Genomic DNA, 12,486 nt, shown 5'->3' on the forward strand with positions numbered 1-12,486 from the left:
AGTTCTACTTCCGTACAACTGACGTGACTGGCACCATCGAACTGCCAGAAGGCGTAGAGATGGTAATGCCGGGCGACAACATCAAAATGGTTGTTACCCTGATCCACCCAATCGCGATGGACGACGGTCTGCGTTTCGCAATCCGTGAAGGCGGCCGTACTGTAGGCGCGGGCGTTGTTGCTAAAGTCATCGCTTAATCATCTAATTACTCGTTAATTAGTGGTTAATAGTAAAGGGCGCTTCGGCGCCCTTTTTACATTTCTAATTTAATAACTGTCACACTTATTCGCATTTATTGTCTGCAACCGTCCCGTCTCTTTACGTATGTGCTATTGTAATCATAATTATTCTCACTTACACTTTGATCATAAATTGAGCGGGAGTGTTTATGTACGTTTGTTTGTGTAATGGTGTCAGTGACAAAAAAATACGTCAGGCCGTTCGCCAGTTTCATCCTCAGTCTTTCCAGCAGCTTCGTAAATTTGTTCCGGTAGGAAATCAATGCGGTAAGTGCGTACGCGCGGCGCGCGAGATTATGCAGGATGAATTGATGCAGATCCCGGAATACAAAGAGATCGCCTGAGGCACTATCTTTTTTTTGACATCCCTGTAGCCCCATCTACGCTTCAATAAGTGGAAGCGGAGGGACTATATAATGAAAGGTGATGTTAAAATCATAAGTTATCTCAATAAATTATTGGGAAATGAGCTTGTCGCAATCAATCAGTATTTTCTCCATGCGAGAATGTTCAAAAATTGGGGCCTGACGCGCCTCAATGATGTTGAATATCATGAATCGATCGATGAAATGAAACACGCTGATAAATATATCGAGCGTATTTTATTTCTTGAGGGCATCCCGAATCTGCAGGACCTCGGAAAGCTCGGCATTGGCGAAGATGTCGAGGAGATGCTGCAATCTGACCTACGGCTTGAGCTGGAAGGCGCGAAAGATCTTCGTGAGGCCATTGCTTATGCCGACAGCGTCCATGATTACGTTAGCCGCGATATGATGATTACCATTCTGGCTGACGAAGAGGGCCATATTGATTGGCTCGAAACCGAGCTGGACCTCATCGGCAAAATTGGTTTGCAAAACTACCTGCAGTCGCAGATCAAAGTGGCAGATTGATTAGACTCTGCCAGCCCGACAATAAACCTGCTGCCGCCAGAAATGGACCGAACGGTAGCGGGTTTTTATGTATCTGCTGGCCAGGATTGCACAGCATCTGAATGAGAACATAGCTTGTAGCCAGGACTGCGGCAGACAGTGTCAGTGCAGGAAGCACACACCAGCCGTGCCAGGCGCCCAAAGCAGCAAGATATTTCACGTCCCCATACCCTAGCCCCTCACGTTTAAACACCGTTCGATAGCCCCAGTAAATACTGGCAAAGCCCGCGTACCCAGCTATGGCGCCTACAACAGCACTAAAGAGAAACTCAGGCCGGTTGATGAGATGAAACAGAAGGCCACTCCAAAGTAATGGGCAAAGGTATTTATCCGGAAGGAGACCGGAACGGATATCCTCGCGAACCAGAAGACAAGTTAATACGAAATAAATCACCTGAAAGGGAAGGGCGGTTAGCATGGTTTACACCTCAGTCGTTATCGCTGCGGTATCCTCTCCTTCCGAATGTCTAAGAACAAACAGCAAAACTAGCCTCTGCGCAGAGCGTTCCAATGAGTCTACTTCAGCACACACTGATTGCAGCTAAACATCGAGCGGCTACGCAAAAGCAACCTACAGCGTCTGCTTTATAATCAGCACTTGCGTTGAGTCCAGATTTACGTATAATGCGCGGGCTTGTCGTAATTGACAGCGGTTCAATCTGAACCTGAGTAACACCGCTTTTCGTTACTCAACAATGCTCCCAATTGGGGGGCTACGTAAGAACGGTTACACTCTCCTATCAATCGTAATGGGTTTGAGTAGTAATCATTTTCGTTTATAAAATAATTGGAGCTCTGGTCTCATGCAGAACCAAAGAATCCGTATCCGCCTGAAAGCGTTTGATCATCGTCTGATCGATCAATCAACCGCGGAAATCGTCGAGACTGCTAAGCGCACTGGTGCGCAAGTCCGTGGTCCGATCCCGCTGCCGACCCGCAAAGAGCGCTTTACCGTTCTGATCTCTCCGCACGTTAACAAAGACGCGCGTGATCAGTACGAGATCCGCACTCACAAGCGTCTGGTTGACATCGTTGAGCCAACTGAGAAAACCGTTGATGCTCTGATGCGTCTGGATCTGGCTGCCGGTGTAGACGTGCAGATCAGCCTGGGTTAATCAGGTCATCGAGCGATTGAGAGGTTGAAACAATGATTGGTTTAGTCGGTAAAAAAGTGGGTATGACCCGCATCTTCACTGAAGATGGCGTATCTATCCCAGTAACCGTAATCGAAGTTGAAGCAAACCGCGTTACTCAGGTTAAAGATCTGGCTAACGATGGCTACCGTGCTGTTCAGGTTACTACCGGTGCTAAAAAAGCTAACCGTGTAACCAAGCCGGAAGCTGGTCACTTCGCTAAAGCTGGCGTAGAAGCTGGCCGTGGTCTGTGGGAATTCCGCCTTGCTGAAGGCGAAGAGTTCACCGTAGGTCAGGACATTAGCGTTGAGCTGTTTGCTGAAGTTAAAAAAGTTGACGTAACCGGTACCTCTAAAGGTAAAGGTTTTGCTGGTACCGTTAAGCGCTGGAACTTCCGTACCCAGGACGCTACCCACGGTAACTCCTTGTCTCACCGCGTTCCGGGTTCTATCGGTCAGAACCAGACTCCGGGCAAAGTGTTTAAAGGCAAGAAAATGGCAGGTCAGCTGGGTAACGAACGTGTAACTGTTCAGAGCCTGGACGTAGTACGCGTTGACGCTGAGCGCAACCTGCTGCTGGTTAAAGGTGCTGTTCCCGGTGCAACCGGTAGCGACCTGATCGTTAAACCAGCTGTGAAGGCGTAAGGGGATAGCAATGGAATTAGTATTGAAAGACGCGCAGAGCGCGCTGACTGTTTCCGAAACTACCTTCGGTCGTGATTTCAACGAAGCGCTGGTTCACCAGGTTGTTGTTGCTTATGCAGCTGGTGCTCGTCAGGGTACTCGTGCTCAGAAGACTCGTGCTGAAGTAACTGGTTCCGGCAAAAAGCCGTGGCGCCAGAAAGGTACCGGCCGTGCGCGTTCAGGTTCTATTAAGAGCCCGATCTGGCGTTCCGGTGGCGTGACCTTCGCTGCTCGCCCGCAGGACCACAGTCAAAAAGTAAACAAAAAGATGTACCGCGGCGCGCTGAAAAGCATCCTGTCCGAATTGGTACGTCAGGATCGTCTGATCGTTGTCGAATCATTCTCTGTTGAAGCGCCTAAAACTAAGCTGCTGGCACAGAAACTGAAAGACATGGCTCTGGAAGATGTGCTGATCATCACCGGTGAGCTGGACGAGAACCTGTTCCTGGCTGCGCGCAACCTGCACAAGGTTGACGTACGCGATGCAACTGGTATCGACCCGGTTAGCTTGATCGCCTTCGACAAAGTCGTAATGACTGCCGATGCTGTTAAGCAAGTTGAGGAGATGCTGGCATGATTCGTGAAGAACGTCTGCTGAAGGTGCTTCGTGCACCGCACGTTTCTGAAAAAGCGTCTGCTGCGATGGAAAAAACCAATACCATCGTTCTCAAAGTTGCTAAAGACGCGACCAAAGCAGAAATCAAAGCTGCTGTGCAGAAACTGTTTGAAGTCGAAGTCGAAGTCGTTAACACCCTGGTAGTTAAAGGGAAAGTTAAACGTCACGGACAGCGTATCGGTCGTCGTAGCGACTGGAAAAAAGCTTACGTCACCCTGAAGGAAGGCCAGAATCTGGACTTCGTCGGCGGCGCTGAGTAAGTCGGAGGAGTAATACAATGGCAGTTGTTAAATGCAAACCGACATCTCCGGGTCGTCGCCACGTTGTTAAAGTGGTCAACCCAGAGCTGCACAAGGGCAAACCTTTTGCTCCGCTGGTTGAAAAAAACAGCAAATCCGGTGGTCGTAACAACAATGGCCGCATCACCACTCGTCATATCGGTGGTGGTCACAAGCAGGCTTACCGTATTGTTGACTTCAAACGCAACAAAGATGGTATCCCAGCAATTGTTGAGCGTCTTGAGTACGATCCGAACCGTTCCGCGAACATCGCGCTGGTTCTGTACAAAGATGGCGAACGCCGTTACATCCTGGCCCCTAAAGGCCTGAAAGCTGGCGACCAGATTCAGTCTGGCGTTGATGCTGCAATCAAAGCAGGTAACACCCTGCCGATGCGCAATATCCCGGTTGGTTCTACCGTTCATAACGTAGAAATGAAACCAGGTAAAGGCGGTCAGCTGGCGCGTTCCGCTGGTACTTACGTTCAGATCGTTGCTCGCGATGGTGCTTATGTCACCCTGCGTCTGCGCTCTGGTGAAATGCGTAAAGTCGAAGCAGAATGCCGTGCAACTCTGGGCGAAGTTGGCAATGCTGAGCATATGCTGCGCGTTCTGGGTAAAGCAGGTGCTGCACGCTGGCGTGGTGTTCGTCCTACCGTTCGCGGTACTGCGATGAACCCAGTCGACCACCCACATGGTGGTGGTGAAGGTCGTAACTTTGGTAAACACCCAGTAACACCATGGGGCGTTCAGACCAAAGGTAAGAAGACCCGCAGCAACAAGCGTACTGATAAATTTATCGTACGTCGCCGTAGCAAATAATTTTAGAGGATAAGCCATGCCACGTTCTCTCAAGAAAGGTCCTTTTATTGACCTGCACTTGCTGAAGAAGGTAGAGAAAGCGGTGGAAAGCGGAGACAAGAAGCCCCTGCGCACTTGGTCCCGTCGTTCAACGATCTTTCCTAACATGATCGGTTTGACCATCGCTGTCCATAATGGTCGTCAGCACGTTCCAGTCTTTGTTTCCGACGAAATGGTCGGTCATAAACTGGGTGAATTCGCACCGACTCGTACTTATCGCGGCCATGCTGCTGATAAAAAAGCGAAGAAGAAATAAGGTAGGAGGAAGAGATGGAAACTTTAGCTCAACATCGCCATGCTCGTTCTTCTGCTCAGAAGGTTCGCCTTGTTGCTGACCTGATTCGCGGTAAGAAAGTGTCGCAGGCCCTGGACATCCTGACCTATACCAACAAGAAAGCTGCGGTATTGGTTAAGAAAGTACTGGAATCTGCCATTGCTAACGCTGAACACAACGATGGCGCTGACATTGACGATCTGAAAGTTGCGAAAATCTTCGTAGACGAAGGCCCAAGCATGAAGCGCATTATGCCGCGTGCGAAAGGTCGTGCAGATCGCATCCTGAAGCGCACCAGCCACATTACTGTGGTTGTGTCCGATCGCTGAGACTCTGGAGACTAGCAATGGGTCAGAAAGTACATCCTAATGGTATTCGCCTGGGTATTGTAAAGCCATGGAATTCAACATGGTTTGCGAACACCAAAGAATTCGCTGACAACCTGGACAGCGATTTTAAAGTACGTCAGTACCTTACTAAGGAACTGGCTAAGGCGTCTGTATCTCGTATCGTTATCGAGCGTCCGGCTAAGAGCATTCGTGTGACTATTCACACCGCTCGCCCGGGTATCGTTATCGGTAAGAAAGGCGAAGACGTAGAAAAACTGCGCAAGGTCGTAGCGGATATCGCTGGCGTTCCTGCACAGATCAATATCGCTGAAGTTCGTAAGCCTGAACTGGACGCTAAATTGGTTGCTGACAGCATCACTTCACAGCTGGAACGTCGCGTTATGTTCCGTCGTGCTATGAAGCGTGCTGTACAGAACGCAATGCGTCTGGGCGCTAAAGGTATCAAAGTTGAAGTTAGCGGCCGTCTCGGCGGCGCGGAAATCGCACGTACCGAATGGTACCGCGAAGGTCGCGTACCGTTGCACACACTGCGTGCTGACATTGACTACAACACCTCTGAAGCGCACACCACTTACGGTGTAATCGGCGTTAAGGTATGGATCTTCAAAGGCGAGATCCTGGGTGGTATGGCTGCTGTTGAACAACCGGAAAAACCGGCTGCGCAACCTAAAAAGCAGCAGCGTAAAGGCCGTAAATAAGGAGCGTCGCTGATGTTACAACCAAAGCGTACAAAATTCCGTAAAGTGCACAAAGGCCGCAACCGTGGTCTGGCGCAGGGTACGGATGTTAGCTTCGGCACTTTCGGTCTGAAAGCTGTTGGCCGTGGTCGTCTGACTGCACGTCAGATCGAAGCAGCACGTCGTGCAATGACCCGTGCAGTTAAGCGTCAAGGTAAAATCTGGATCCGTGTATTCCCGGACAAACCAATTACCGAGAAGCCGCTGGAAGTTCGTATGGGTAAAGGTAAAGGTAACGTGGAGTATTGGGTTGCCTTGATTCAGCCGGGTAAAGTCCTGTATGAAATGGACGGCGTACCGGAAGAGCTAGCCCGTGAAGCATTCGGCCTGGCAGCAGCGAAACTGCCGATTAAAACCACCTTTGTAACTAAGACGGTGATGTAATGAAAGCAAATGAGCTGCGTGAAAAAAGCGTTGAAGAGCTGAACGCTGAGCTGCTGAACCTGCTGCGTGAGCAGTTTAACCTGCGTATGCAGGCGGCAAGTGGCCAGCTGCAACAGACTCACCTGCTGAAGCAAGTGCGTCGTGATGTTGCACGCGTTAAGACTTTACTGACTCAGAAGGCGGGTGCGTAATGACCGATAAAATCCGTACTCTGCAAGGTCGTGTTGTTAGCGACAAAATGGAGAAATCCATTGTTGTTGCTATCGAACGTATTGTGAAACACCCGATCTACGGTAAATTCATCAAGCGTACGACCAAACTGCACGTACATGACGAGAACAACGAATGCGGTATCGGTGACGTGGTTGAAATCCGCGAATGCCGTCCGCTGTCCAAGACTAAGTCCTGGACGCTGGTTCGCGTTGTAGAGAAAGCCGTTCTGTAATACAGTAAGCCTTCTCAATACGAATACACGGCTCAGTAATGAGCCGTGTATTTTTTCTACCCATATTGTAGAAGCGGTGTTATAATGCCGCGCCCTCGATATGGGGCTTTTCGACGACTCTGAATTTAGAGTCTCAGGTAGTAGTTGACATTAGCGGAGCACTGAAATGATCCAAGAACAGACTATGCTGACCGTCGCCGACAACTCCGGTGCACGTCGCGTAATGTGTATCAAGGTTCTGGGTGGCTCGCACCGTCGCTACGCAGGCGTAGGCGACATCATCAAGATCACCATCAAGGAAGCAATTCCACGTGGTAAGGTCAAAAAAGGTGATGTGCTGAAAGCGGTAGTGGTGCGCACCAGGAAGGGTGTTCGTCGCCCTGACGGTTCTGTCATTCGCTTCGATGGTAATGCATGCGTTATTTTAAATAATAACAGCGAGCAGCCTATCGGCACGCGTATCTTTGGGCCGGTAACTCGTGAACTTCGTACTGAAAAGTTCATGAAAATTATCTCTCTGGCACCAGAAGTACTCTAAGGAGCGAATCATGGCAGCGAAAATCCGTCGTGATGACGAAGTTATCGTGTTAACCGGTAAAGATAAAGGTAAACGCGGTAAAGTAAAAAATGTTCTGTCTTCCGGCAAGATCATTGTTGAAGGTATCAACCTGGTTAAGAAACATCAGAAGCCGGTTCCGGCCCTGAACCAACCAGGTGGCATCGTTGAAAAAGAAGCTGCTATTCAGGTTTCTAACGTTGCACTCTTCAACACGGCAACCGGCAAGGCTGACCGTGTAGGCTTTAGATTCGAAGACGGCAAAAAAGTCCGTTTCTTCAAATCTAATAGCGAAACTATCAAGTAATTTGGAGTAGTACGATGGCGAAACTGCATGATTACTACAAAGACGAAGTAGTTAGCAAACTCATGACTGAGTTTAACTACAATTCTGTCATGCAAGTCCCTCGGGTCGAGAAGATCACCCTGAACATGGGTGTTGGTGAAGCGATCGCTGATAAGAAACTGCTGGATAATGCAGCAGCTGATTTGACAGCAATCTCCGGTCAAAAGCCGTTGATCACCAAAGCACGCAAATCTGTTGCAGGCTTCAAAATCCGTCAGGGCTATCCGATCGGCTGTAAAGTAACTCTGCGTGGCGAACGCATGTGGGAGTTCCTTGAGCGCCTGATCTCTATTGCTGTTCCACGTATCCGTGACTTCCGTGGCTTGTCCGCTAAGTCATTCGATGGTCGTGGTAACTACAGCATGGGTGTCCGTGAGCAGATCATCTTCCCAGAGATCGACTACGATAAAGTCGACCGCGTGCGTGGTTTGGATATTACCATTACCACTACTGCGAACTCTGATGAAGAAGGCCGTGCTCTGCTGGCTGCCTTTGACTTCCCGTTCCGCAAGTAAGGTAGGGTTACTGAATGGCTAAGCAATCAATGAAAGCACGCGAAGTAAAGCGCGTAGCTTTAGCTGATAAATTCTTCGCTAAACGCGCTGAACTGAAAGCGATCATTTCTGATGTGAACGCTTCCGACGAAGATCGTTGGAACGCAGTTCTGAAGCTGCAGTCTCTGCCGCGTGATTCCAGCCCGTCTCGTCAGCGTAACCGCTGTCGTCAAACTGGTCGTCCGCACGCTTTCCTGCGGAAGTTCGGGTTGAGCCGTATTAAGGTCCGTGAAGCCGCTATGCGCGGTGAAATCCCGGGTCTGAAAAAGGCTAGCTGGTAATTGTCACCAATTGAATCACGGGAGTAAAGACAGATGAGCATGCAAGATCCGATCGCGGATATGCTGACCCGTATCCGTAACGGTCAGGCCGCGAACAAAGTTGCGGTCACCATGCCTTCCGCCAAGCTGAAAGTGGCAATTGCCAATGTGCTGAAGGAAGAAGGTTTTATCGAAGATTTTAAAGTTGAAGGCGACACCAAGCCGGAACTGGAACTTACTCTTAAGTATTTCCAGGGTAAAGCTGTTGTAGAAAGCATTCAGCGTGTCAGCCGCCCAGGCCTGCGCATCTATAAGAAAAAAGATGAGCTGCCTAAAGTTATGGCTGGTCTGGGTATCGCAGTTGTTTCTACCTCTAAAGGTGTTATGACTGATCGTGCAGCGCGCCAAGCTGGTCTTGGTGGCGAAATTATCTGCTACGTAGCCTAATCGGAGGAAAGAATGTCTCGTGTTGCTAAAGCACCGGTCGTCATTCCTGCCGGCGTTGATGTAAAAATCGACGGTCAGGTTATTACGATCAAAGGTAAAAATGGCGAGCTGACTCGTACCCTCAACAATGCTGTTGAAGTTAAACATGCAGAAAACGCTCTGACCTTCGGTCCACGTGATGGTTTCGTGGATGGATGGGCTCAGGCTGGTACCGCGCGTGCCCTGCTGAACTCAATGGTTGTTGGTGTTACCGAAGGCTTCACTAAAAAGCTTCAGCTGGTTGGTGTAGGTTATCGTGCAGCTATCAAAGGGAATGCAGTAGGCCTGTCTCTGGGCTTCTCTCACCCCGTTGAGCATCAGCTGCCTGCCGGTATCACTGCAGAATGTCCGTCTCAGACTGAAATCGTGCTGAAAGGCGCGGATAAACAGCTGATCGGTCAGGTTGCAGCAGACCTGCGCGCCTACCGTCGTCCTGAGCCTTATAAAGGCAAGGGTGTCCGTTACGCCGACGAAGTCGTGCGTACCAAAGAGGCTAAGAAGAAGTAAGGTAACACTATGGATAAGAAATCTGCTCGTATCCGTCGTGCGACCCGCGCACGCCGCAAGCTCAAAGAGCTGGGTGCAACTCGCCTGGTGGTACATCGTACCCCGCGTCATATTTACGCACAGGTCATTGCACCAAACGGTTCTGAAGTTCTGGTAGCTGCTTCTACTGTAGAAAAAGCTATTACAGAACAATTGAAGTACACCGGTAACAAAGACGCTGCTGCAGCTGTTGGTAAAGCTGTTGCTGAACGCGCTCTGGAAAAAGGCATCAAAGTTGTGTCCTTTGACCGTTCCGGGTTCCAATATCATGGTCGTGTCCAGGCACTGGCAGATGCTGCCCGTGAAGCTGGCCTTCAGTTCTAAGGTAGAGGTGTAAGATGGCTCACATCGAAAAACAAGCTGGCGAACTGCAGGAAAAGCTGATCGCGGTTAACCGCGTATCTAAAACCGTTAAAGGTGGTCGTATTTTCTCCTTCACAGCTCTGACTGTTGTTGGCGATGGTAACGGTCGCGTTGGTTTTGGTTACGGTAAAGCGCGTGAAGTTCCAGCAGCGATCCAGAAAGCGATGGAAAAAGCCCGTCGCAATATGATTAACGTCGCGCTGAACCACGGCACCCTGCAACACCCTGTAAAAGGTGTTCACACGGGTTCTCGTGTCTTCATGCAGCCGGCTTCAGAAGGTACCGGTATTATTGCCGGTGGTGCAATGCGCGCCGTTCTCGAAGTCGCTGGAGTTCATAACGTTCTGGCCAAAGCATATGGTTCCACCAACCCGATTAACGTGGTTCGTGCAACTATTGATGGCCTGGAAAATATGAATTCTCCAGAAATGGTCGCTGCCAAGCGTGGTAAATCCGTTGAAGAAATTCTGGGGTAATTGACCATGGCAAAGACTATTAAAATCACTCAAACCCGCAGTGCAATCGGTCGTCTGCCGAAACACAAGGCAACGCTGCTTGGCCTGGGTCTGCGTCGTATTGGTCATACCGTTGAGCGTGAGGATACTCCCGCTGTACGTGGTATGGTCAACGCGGTTTACTTCATGGTTAAAGTTGAGGAGTAAGAGATGCGTTTAAATACTCTGTCTCCAGCCGAAGGCTCTAAAAAGGCGGGTAAACGCCTTGGTCGTGGTATCGGTTCTGGCCTCGGTAAAACCGGTGGTCGTGGTCACAAAGGTCAGAACTCTCGTTCTGGCGGTGGCGTACGCCGTGGTTTCGAGGGTGGCCAGATGCCACTGTACCGTCGTCTGCCGAAATTCGGTTTCACCTCTCGCAAATCAGCGATTACAGCGGAAATCCGTCTGTCTGACCTGGCGAAAGTTGAAGGCGGCGTTGTAGACCTGAACACGCTGAAAGCAGCAAACATTATCGGTATCCAGATCGAGTTCGCGAAAGTGATCCTGGCTGGTGAAGTTTCTACTCCGGTAACTGTTCGTGGCCTGCGTGTTTCTAAAGGCGCTCGTGCTGCTATCGAAGCTGCTGGCGGTAAAATTGAGGAATAAGTAGCAGATGGCTAAGCAACCGGGATTAGATTTTCAAAGTGCCAAGGGTGGATTTGGCGAACTGAAACGCAGACTTTTGTTTGTAGTTGGTGCGCTGATCGTTTTCCGTATTGGCTCTTTTATTCCGATCCCTGGTATCGATGCCGCTGTACTTGCCAAACTGCTTGAGCAACAGCGAGGCACCATCATTGAGATGTTTAACATGTTCTCTGGTGGTGCTCTCAGCCGTGCTTCTATCTTTGCACTGGGTATCATGCCGTACATTTCGGCATCCATTATTATCCAGCTGTTAACGGTCGTTCATCCGGCCCTGGCAGAGTTGAAGAAAGAAGGGGAGTCTGGTCGTCGTAAGATCAGCCAGTACACCCGTTACGGCACTCTGGTGCTGGCAATATTCCAGTCAATCGGTATTGCTACCGGTTTACCGAATATGCCTGGTATGCAGGGCTTGGTTATTAACCCAGGCTTTGCATTCTATTTCACCGCTGTTGTAAGTCTGGTCACAGGAACTATGTTCCTGATGTGGCTCGGCGAACAGATTACTGAGCGAGGTATCGGCAACGGTATCTCAATCATTATCTTCGCTGGTATCGTTGCGGGACTCCCGCCAGCCATTGCCCATACGATCGAGCAAGCGCGTCAAGGCGACCTGCACTTCCTCCTGTTGCTATTGGTTGCAGTATTAGTATTTGCAGTGACGTTCTTTGTTGTCTTCGTTGAACGTGGTCAACGCCGCATTGTGGTGAACTACGCGAAACGCCAGCAAGGTCGTCGTGTCTATGCTGCACAGAGCACACATTTACCGCTGAAAGTGAATATGGCCGGGGTTATCCCAGCGATCTTCGCTTCCAGTATTATTCTGTTCCCAGCGACGATTGCGTCGTGGTTCGGGGGCGGAACCGGTTGGAACTGGCTGACAACAATTTCGCTGTATTTGCAGCCTGGGCAACCGCTTTATGTGTTACTCTATGCGTCTGCAATCATATTCTTCTGTTTCTTCTACACAGCGTTGGTTTTCAACCCTCGTGAAACAGCAGATAACCTGAAGAAGTCCGGTGCATTTGTACCAGGAATTCGTCCGGGAGAGCAAACGGCGAAGTATATCGATAAAGTAATGACTCGTCTGACTTTGATTGGCGCGTTGTACATTACTTTTATCTGCCTGATCCCGGAGTTCATGCGTGATGCAATGAAAGTGCCGTTCTACTTCGGTGGGACCTCACTATTAATCGTTGTTGTCGTGATTATGGACTTTATGGCTCAAGTGCAAACTCTGATGATGTCTAGTCAGTACGAGTCTGCCTTGAAGAAGGCGAACCTGAAAGGCTACGGCCGTTAATTGGT

At 49.8% G+C, this 12,486-nt stretch carries 25 protein-coding genes and 1 pseudogene; 25 read left to right on the top strand and 1 reads right to left on the bottom strand.

The genetic code is table 11. From position 1 onward, the window contains the following. From tuf to bfr, 3 genes and pseudogenes are all read left to right on the top strand, one after another. Nucleotides 1–197: pseudogene (gene tuf, locus C3708_RS22890) on the top strand (elongation factor Tu); the annotation flags it as partial. A gap of 191 nt (nt 198–388) precedes the next feature. Continuing rightward, a complete protein-coding gene (gene bfd / locus C3708_RS22900; RefSeq protein WP_059180778.1) occupies nt 389–583 on the top strand; it encodes a bacterioferritin-associated ferredoxin in 195 nt (64 codons plus the stop codon). 72 nt (nt 584–655) lie between these two features. Next, a complete protein-coding gene (gene bfr / locus C3708_RS22905) occupies nt 656–1,132 on the top strand; it encodes a bacterioferritin (RefSeq protein WP_095283671.1) in 477 nt (158 codons plus the stop codon). Here bfr and C3708_RS22910 read toward each other — a convergent pair. After that, complete coding sequence (locus C3708_RS22910) at nt 1,116–1,589, bottom strand: A24 family peptidase (protein ID WP_095283670.1); 474 nt, start codon at nt 1,587–1,589, stop codon at nt 1,116–1,118. The two genes, bfr and C3708_RS22910, sit on opposite strands and share 17 nt — an antisense overlap. 385 nt (nt 1,590–1,974) lie before the next feature. On the opposite strand from C3708_RS22910, the gene rpsJ reads away from it, so the two are divergent. The 22 genes from rpsJ to secY all read left to right on the top strand — a co-directional run bounded on the left by rpsJ (nt 1,975) and on the right by secY (nt 12,481). Next, nucleotides 1,975–2,286, top strand: a complete 312-nt coding sequence (rpsJ, locus tag C3708_RS22915) for a 30S ribosomal protein S10 (RefSeq protein ID WP_001181005.1) — start codon at nt 1,975–1,977, stop codon at nt 2,284–2,286. A gap of 32 nt (nt 2,287–2,318) precedes the next feature. Beyond that, entirely contained in the window at nt 2,319–2,948 is a 630-nt protein-coding gene (rplC, locus tag C3708_RS22920; protein WP_016538466.1) for a 50S ribosomal protein L3, read from the top strand. A 10-nt stretch (nt 2,949–2,958) separates the two neighbouring features. Beyond that, a complete protein-coding gene (gene rplD, locus C3708_RS22925) occupies nt 2,959–3,564 on the top strand; it encodes a 50S ribosomal protein L4 (RefSeq protein WP_003031119.1) in 606 nt (201 codons plus the stop codon). Then, nucleotides 3,561–3,863 (top strand): 50S ribosomal protein L23, encoded by a 303-nt coding sequence (gene rplW, locus C3708_RS22930; RefSeq protein ID WP_004868363.1) that lies wholly within the window; start codon nt 3,561–3,563, stop codon nt 3,861–3,863. Before rplD ends, rplW begins: the two co-directional genes overlap by 4 nt. A gap of 17 nt (nt 3,864–3,880) precedes the next feature. Next, nucleotides 3,881–4,702: a 50S ribosomal protein L2 gene (gene rplB, locus C3708_RS22935; protein ID WP_095283669.1), complete on the top strand. Its 822-nt coding sequence runs from the start codon at nt 3,881–3,883 to the stop codon at nt 4,700–4,702. A gap of 16 nt (nt 4,703–4,718) precedes the next feature. Continuing rightward, complete coding sequence (rpsS, locus tag C3708_RS22940; RefSeq protein ID WP_001138115.1) at nt 4,719–4,997, top strand: 30S ribosomal protein S19; 279 nt, start codon at nt 4,719–4,721, stop codon at nt 4,995–4,997. A gap of 14 nt (nt 4,998–5,011) precedes the next feature. Beyond that, nucleotides 5,012–5,344 (top strand): 50S ribosomal protein L22, encoded by a 333-nt coding sequence (gene rplV / locus C3708_RS22945; RefSeq protein WP_002919773.1) that lies wholly within the window; start codon nt 5,012–5,014, stop codon nt 5,342–5,344. A gap of 17 nt (nt 5,345–5,361) precedes the next feature. After that, complete coding sequence (rpsC, locus tag C3708_RS22950) at nt 5,362–6,063, top strand: 30S ribosomal protein S3 (RefSeq protein ID WP_000529945.1); 702 nt, start codon at nt 5,362–5,364, stop codon at nt 6,061–6,063. A gap of 12 nt (nt 6,064–6,075) precedes the next feature. After that, nucleotides 6,076–6,486: a 50S ribosomal protein L16 gene (gene rplP, locus C3708_RS22955; protein ID WP_002919759.1), complete on the top strand. Its 411-nt coding sequence runs from the start codon at nt 6,076–6,078 to the stop codon at nt 6,484–6,486. Continuing rightward, nucleotides 6,486–6,677 (top strand): 50S ribosomal protein L29, encoded by a 192-nt coding sequence (gene rpmC / locus C3708_RS22960; protein ID WP_032614707.1) that lies wholly within the window; start codon nt 6,486–6,488, stop codon nt 6,675–6,677. The genes rplP and rpmC overlap by 1 nt, the downstream gene beginning before the upstream one ends. Further along, nucleotides 6,677–6,931 carry a 30S ribosomal protein S17 gene (rpsQ, locus tag C3708_RS22965; protein WP_006817275.1) on the top strand — a complete coding sequence of 85 codons (255 nt, stop codon included), beginning with the start codon at nt 6,677–6,679 and terminating at the stop codon, nt 6,929–6,931. Before rpmC ends, rpsQ begins: the two co-directional genes overlap by 1 nt. Nucleotides 6,932–7,097: 166 nt before the next feature. Then, the gene (rplN, locus tag C3708_RS22970) at nt 7,098–7,469 is read left to right on the top strand and encodes a 50S ribosomal protein L14 (protein ID WP_015960712.1); all 372 of its coding nucleotides are present in this window, start codon (nt 7,098–7,100) and stop codon (nt 7,467–7,469) included. A gap of 10 nt (nt 7,470–7,479) precedes the next feature. Continuing rightward, complete coding sequence (rplX, locus tag C3708_RS22975) at nt 7,480–7,794, top strand: 50S ribosomal protein L24 (RefSeq protein WP_095283668.1); 315 nt, start codon at nt 7,480–7,482, stop codon at nt 7,792–7,794. 14 nt (nt 7,795–7,808) lie between these two features. After that, nucleotides 7,809–8,348, top strand: a complete 540-nt coding sequence (gene rplE / locus C3708_RS22980) for a 50S ribosomal protein L5 (protein WP_015960710.1) — start codon at nt 7,809–7,811, stop codon at nt 8,346–8,348. A 14-nt stretch (nt 8,349–8,362) separates the two neighbouring features. Next, on the top strand, nt 8,363–8,668 hold the full coding sequence (gene rpsN / locus C3708_RS22985) for a 30S ribosomal protein S14 (protein ID WP_015960709.1): 306 nt from the start codon (nt 8,363–8,365) through the stop codon (nt 8,666–8,668). A 33-nt stretch (nt 8,669–8,701) separates the two neighbouring features. Beyond that, nucleotides 8,702–9,094 carry a 30S ribosomal protein S8 gene (gene rpsH, locus C3708_RS22990; RefSeq protein ID WP_006178918.1) on the top strand — a complete coding sequence of 131 codons (393 nt, stop codon included), beginning with the start codon at nt 8,702–8,704 and terminating at the stop codon, nt 9,092–9,094. 12 nt (nt 9,095–9,106) lie between these two features. Beyond that, nucleotides 9,107–9,640 carry a 50S ribosomal protein L6 gene (gene rplF / locus C3708_RS22995; RefSeq protein ID WP_095283667.1) on the top strand — a complete coding sequence of 178 codons (534 nt, stop codon included), beginning with the start codon at nt 9,107–9,109 and terminating at the stop codon, nt 9,638–9,640. Between the two features lie 9 nt (nt 9,641–9,649). After that, nucleotides 9,650–10,003: a 50S ribosomal protein L18 gene (rplR, locus tag C3708_RS23000; RefSeq protein WP_015960708.1), complete on the top strand. Its 354-nt coding sequence runs from the start codon at nt 9,650–9,652 to the stop codon at nt 10,001–10,003. A gap of 14 nt (nt 10,004–10,017) precedes the next feature. Beyond that, nucleotides 10,018–10,518, top strand: coding sequence for a 30S ribosomal protein S5 (rpsE, locus tag C3708_RS23005; protein ID WP_002438697.1), 501 nt, complete (start codon nt 10,018–10,020; stop codon nt 10,516–10,518). A gap of 6 nt (nt 10,519–10,524) precedes the next feature. Further along, the gene (rpmD, locus tag C3708_RS23010; protein WP_003863301.1) at nt 10,525–10,704 is read left to right on the top strand and encodes a 50S ribosomal protein L30; all 180 of its coding nucleotides are present in this window, start codon (nt 10,525–10,527) and stop codon (nt 10,702–10,704) included. 3 nt (nt 10,705–10,707) lie between these two features. Then, nucleotides 10,708–11,142 (top strand): 50S ribosomal protein L15, encoded by a 435-nt coding sequence (rplO, locus tag C3708_RS23015; protein WP_095283666.1) that lies wholly within the window; start codon nt 10,708–10,710, stop codon nt 11,140–11,142. Between the two features lie 7 nt (nt 11,143–11,149). Further along, nucleotides 11,150–12,481: a preprotein translocase subunit SecY gene (secY, locus tag C3708_RS23020; protein ID WP_095283665.1), complete on the top strand. Its 1,332-nt coding sequence runs from the start codon at nt 11,150–11,152 to the stop codon at nt 12,479–12,481. Nucleotides 12,482–12,486 lie beyond the last annotated feature (5 nt).

This window comes from Lelliottia sp. 7254-16 (assembly GCF_002922995.1).
In the GTDB taxonomy this organism is placed as follows: Bacteria; Pseudomonadota; Gammaproteobacteria; order Enterobacterales; family Enterobacteriaceae; genus Enterobacter; species Enterobacter jeotgali.

Bases quoted from the DNA above. Each gene is read 5' to 3' on its own strand.
- bfd (WP_059180778.1), top strand. From the start codon at position 389: ATGTACGTTTGTTTGTGTAATGGTGTCAGTGACAAAAAAATACGTCAG.
- bfr (WP_095283671.1), top strand. From the start codon at position 656: ATGAAAGGTGATGTTAAAATCATAAGTTATCTCAATAAATTATTGGGA.
- C3708_RS22910 (WP_095283670.1), bottom strand. From the start codon at position 1,589: ATGCTAACCGCCCTTCCCTTTCAGGTGATTTATTTCGTATTAACTTGT.
- rpsJ (WP_001181005.1), top strand. From the start codon at position 1,975: ATGCAGAACCAAAGAATCCGTATCCGCCTGAAAGCGTTTGATCATCGT.
- rplC (WP_016538466.1), top strand. From the start codon at position 2,319: ATGATTGGTTTAGTCGGTAAAAAAGTGGGTATGACCCGCATCTTCACT.
- rplD (WP_003031119.1), top strand. From the start codon at position 2,959: ATGGAATTAGTATTGAAAGACGCGCAGAGCGCGCTGACTGTTTCCGAA.
- rplW (WP_004868363.1), top strand. From the start codon at position 3,561: ATGATTCGTGAAGAACGTCTGCTGAAGGTGCTTCGTGCACCGCACGTT.
- rplB (WP_095283669.1), top strand. From the start codon at position 3,881: ATGGCAGTTGTTAAATGCAAACCGACATCTCCGGGTCGTCGCCACGTT.
- rpsS (WP_001138115.1), top strand. From the start codon at position 4,719: ATGCCACGTTCTCTCAAGAAAGGTCCTTTTATTGACCTGCACTTGCTG.
- rplV (WP_002919773.1), top strand. From the start codon at position 5,012: ATGGAAACTTTAGCTCAACATCGCCATGCTCGTTCTTCTGCTCAGAAG.
- rpsC (WP_000529945.1), top strand. From the start codon at position 5,362: ATGGGTCAGAAAGTACATCCTAATGGTATTCGCCTGGGTATTGTAAAG.
- rplP (WP_002919759.1), top strand. From the start codon at position 6,076: ATGTTACAACCAAAGCGTACAAAATTCCGTAAAGTGCACAAAGGCCGC.
- rpmC (WP_032614707.1), top strand. From the start codon at position 6,486: ATGAAAGCAAATGAGCTGCGTGAAAAAAGCGTTGAAGAGCTGAACGCT.
- rpsQ (WP_006817275.1), top strand. From the start codon at position 6,677: ATGACCGATAAAATCCGTACTCTGCAAGGTCGTGTTGTTAGCGACAAA.
- rplN (WP_015960712.1), top strand. From the start codon at position 7,098: ATGATCCAAGAACAGACTATGCTGACCGTCGCCGACAACTCCGGTGCA.
- rplX (WP_095283668.1), top strand. From the start codon at position 7,480: ATGGCAGCGAAAATCCGTCGTGATGACGAAGTTATCGTGTTAACCGGT.
- rplE (WP_015960710.1), top strand. From the start codon at position 7,809: ATGGCGAAACTGCATGATTACTACAAAGACGAAGTAGTTAGCAAACTC.
- rpsN (WP_015960709.1), top strand. From the start codon at position 8,363: ATGGCTAAGCAATCAATGAAAGCACGCGAAGTAAAGCGCGTAGCTTTA.
- rpsH (WP_006178918.1), top strand. From the start codon at position 8,702: ATGAGCATGCAAGATCCGATCGCGGATATGCTGACCCGTATCCGTAAC.
- rplF (WP_095283667.1), top strand. From the start codon at position 9,107: ATGTCTCGTGTTGCTAAAGCACCGGTCGTCATTCCTGCCGGCGTTGAT.
- rplR (WP_015960708.1), top strand. From the start codon at position 9,650: ATGGATAAGAAATCTGCTCGTATCCGTCGTGCGACCCGCGCACGCCGC.
- rpsE (WP_002438697.1), top strand. From the start codon at position 10,018: ATGGCTCACATCGAAAAACAAGCTGGCGAACTGCAGGAAAAGCTGATC.
- rpmD (WP_003863301.1), top strand. From the start codon at position 10,525: ATGGCAAAGACTATTAAAATCACTCAAACCCGCAGTGCAATCGGTCGT.
- rplO (WP_095283666.1), top strand. From the start codon at position 10,708: ATGCGTTTAAATACTCTGTCTCCAGCCGAAGGCTCTAAAAAGGCGGGT.
- secY (WP_095283665.1), top strand. From the start codon at position 11,150: ATGGCTAAGCAACCGGGATTAGATTTTCAAAGTGCCAAGGGTGGATTT.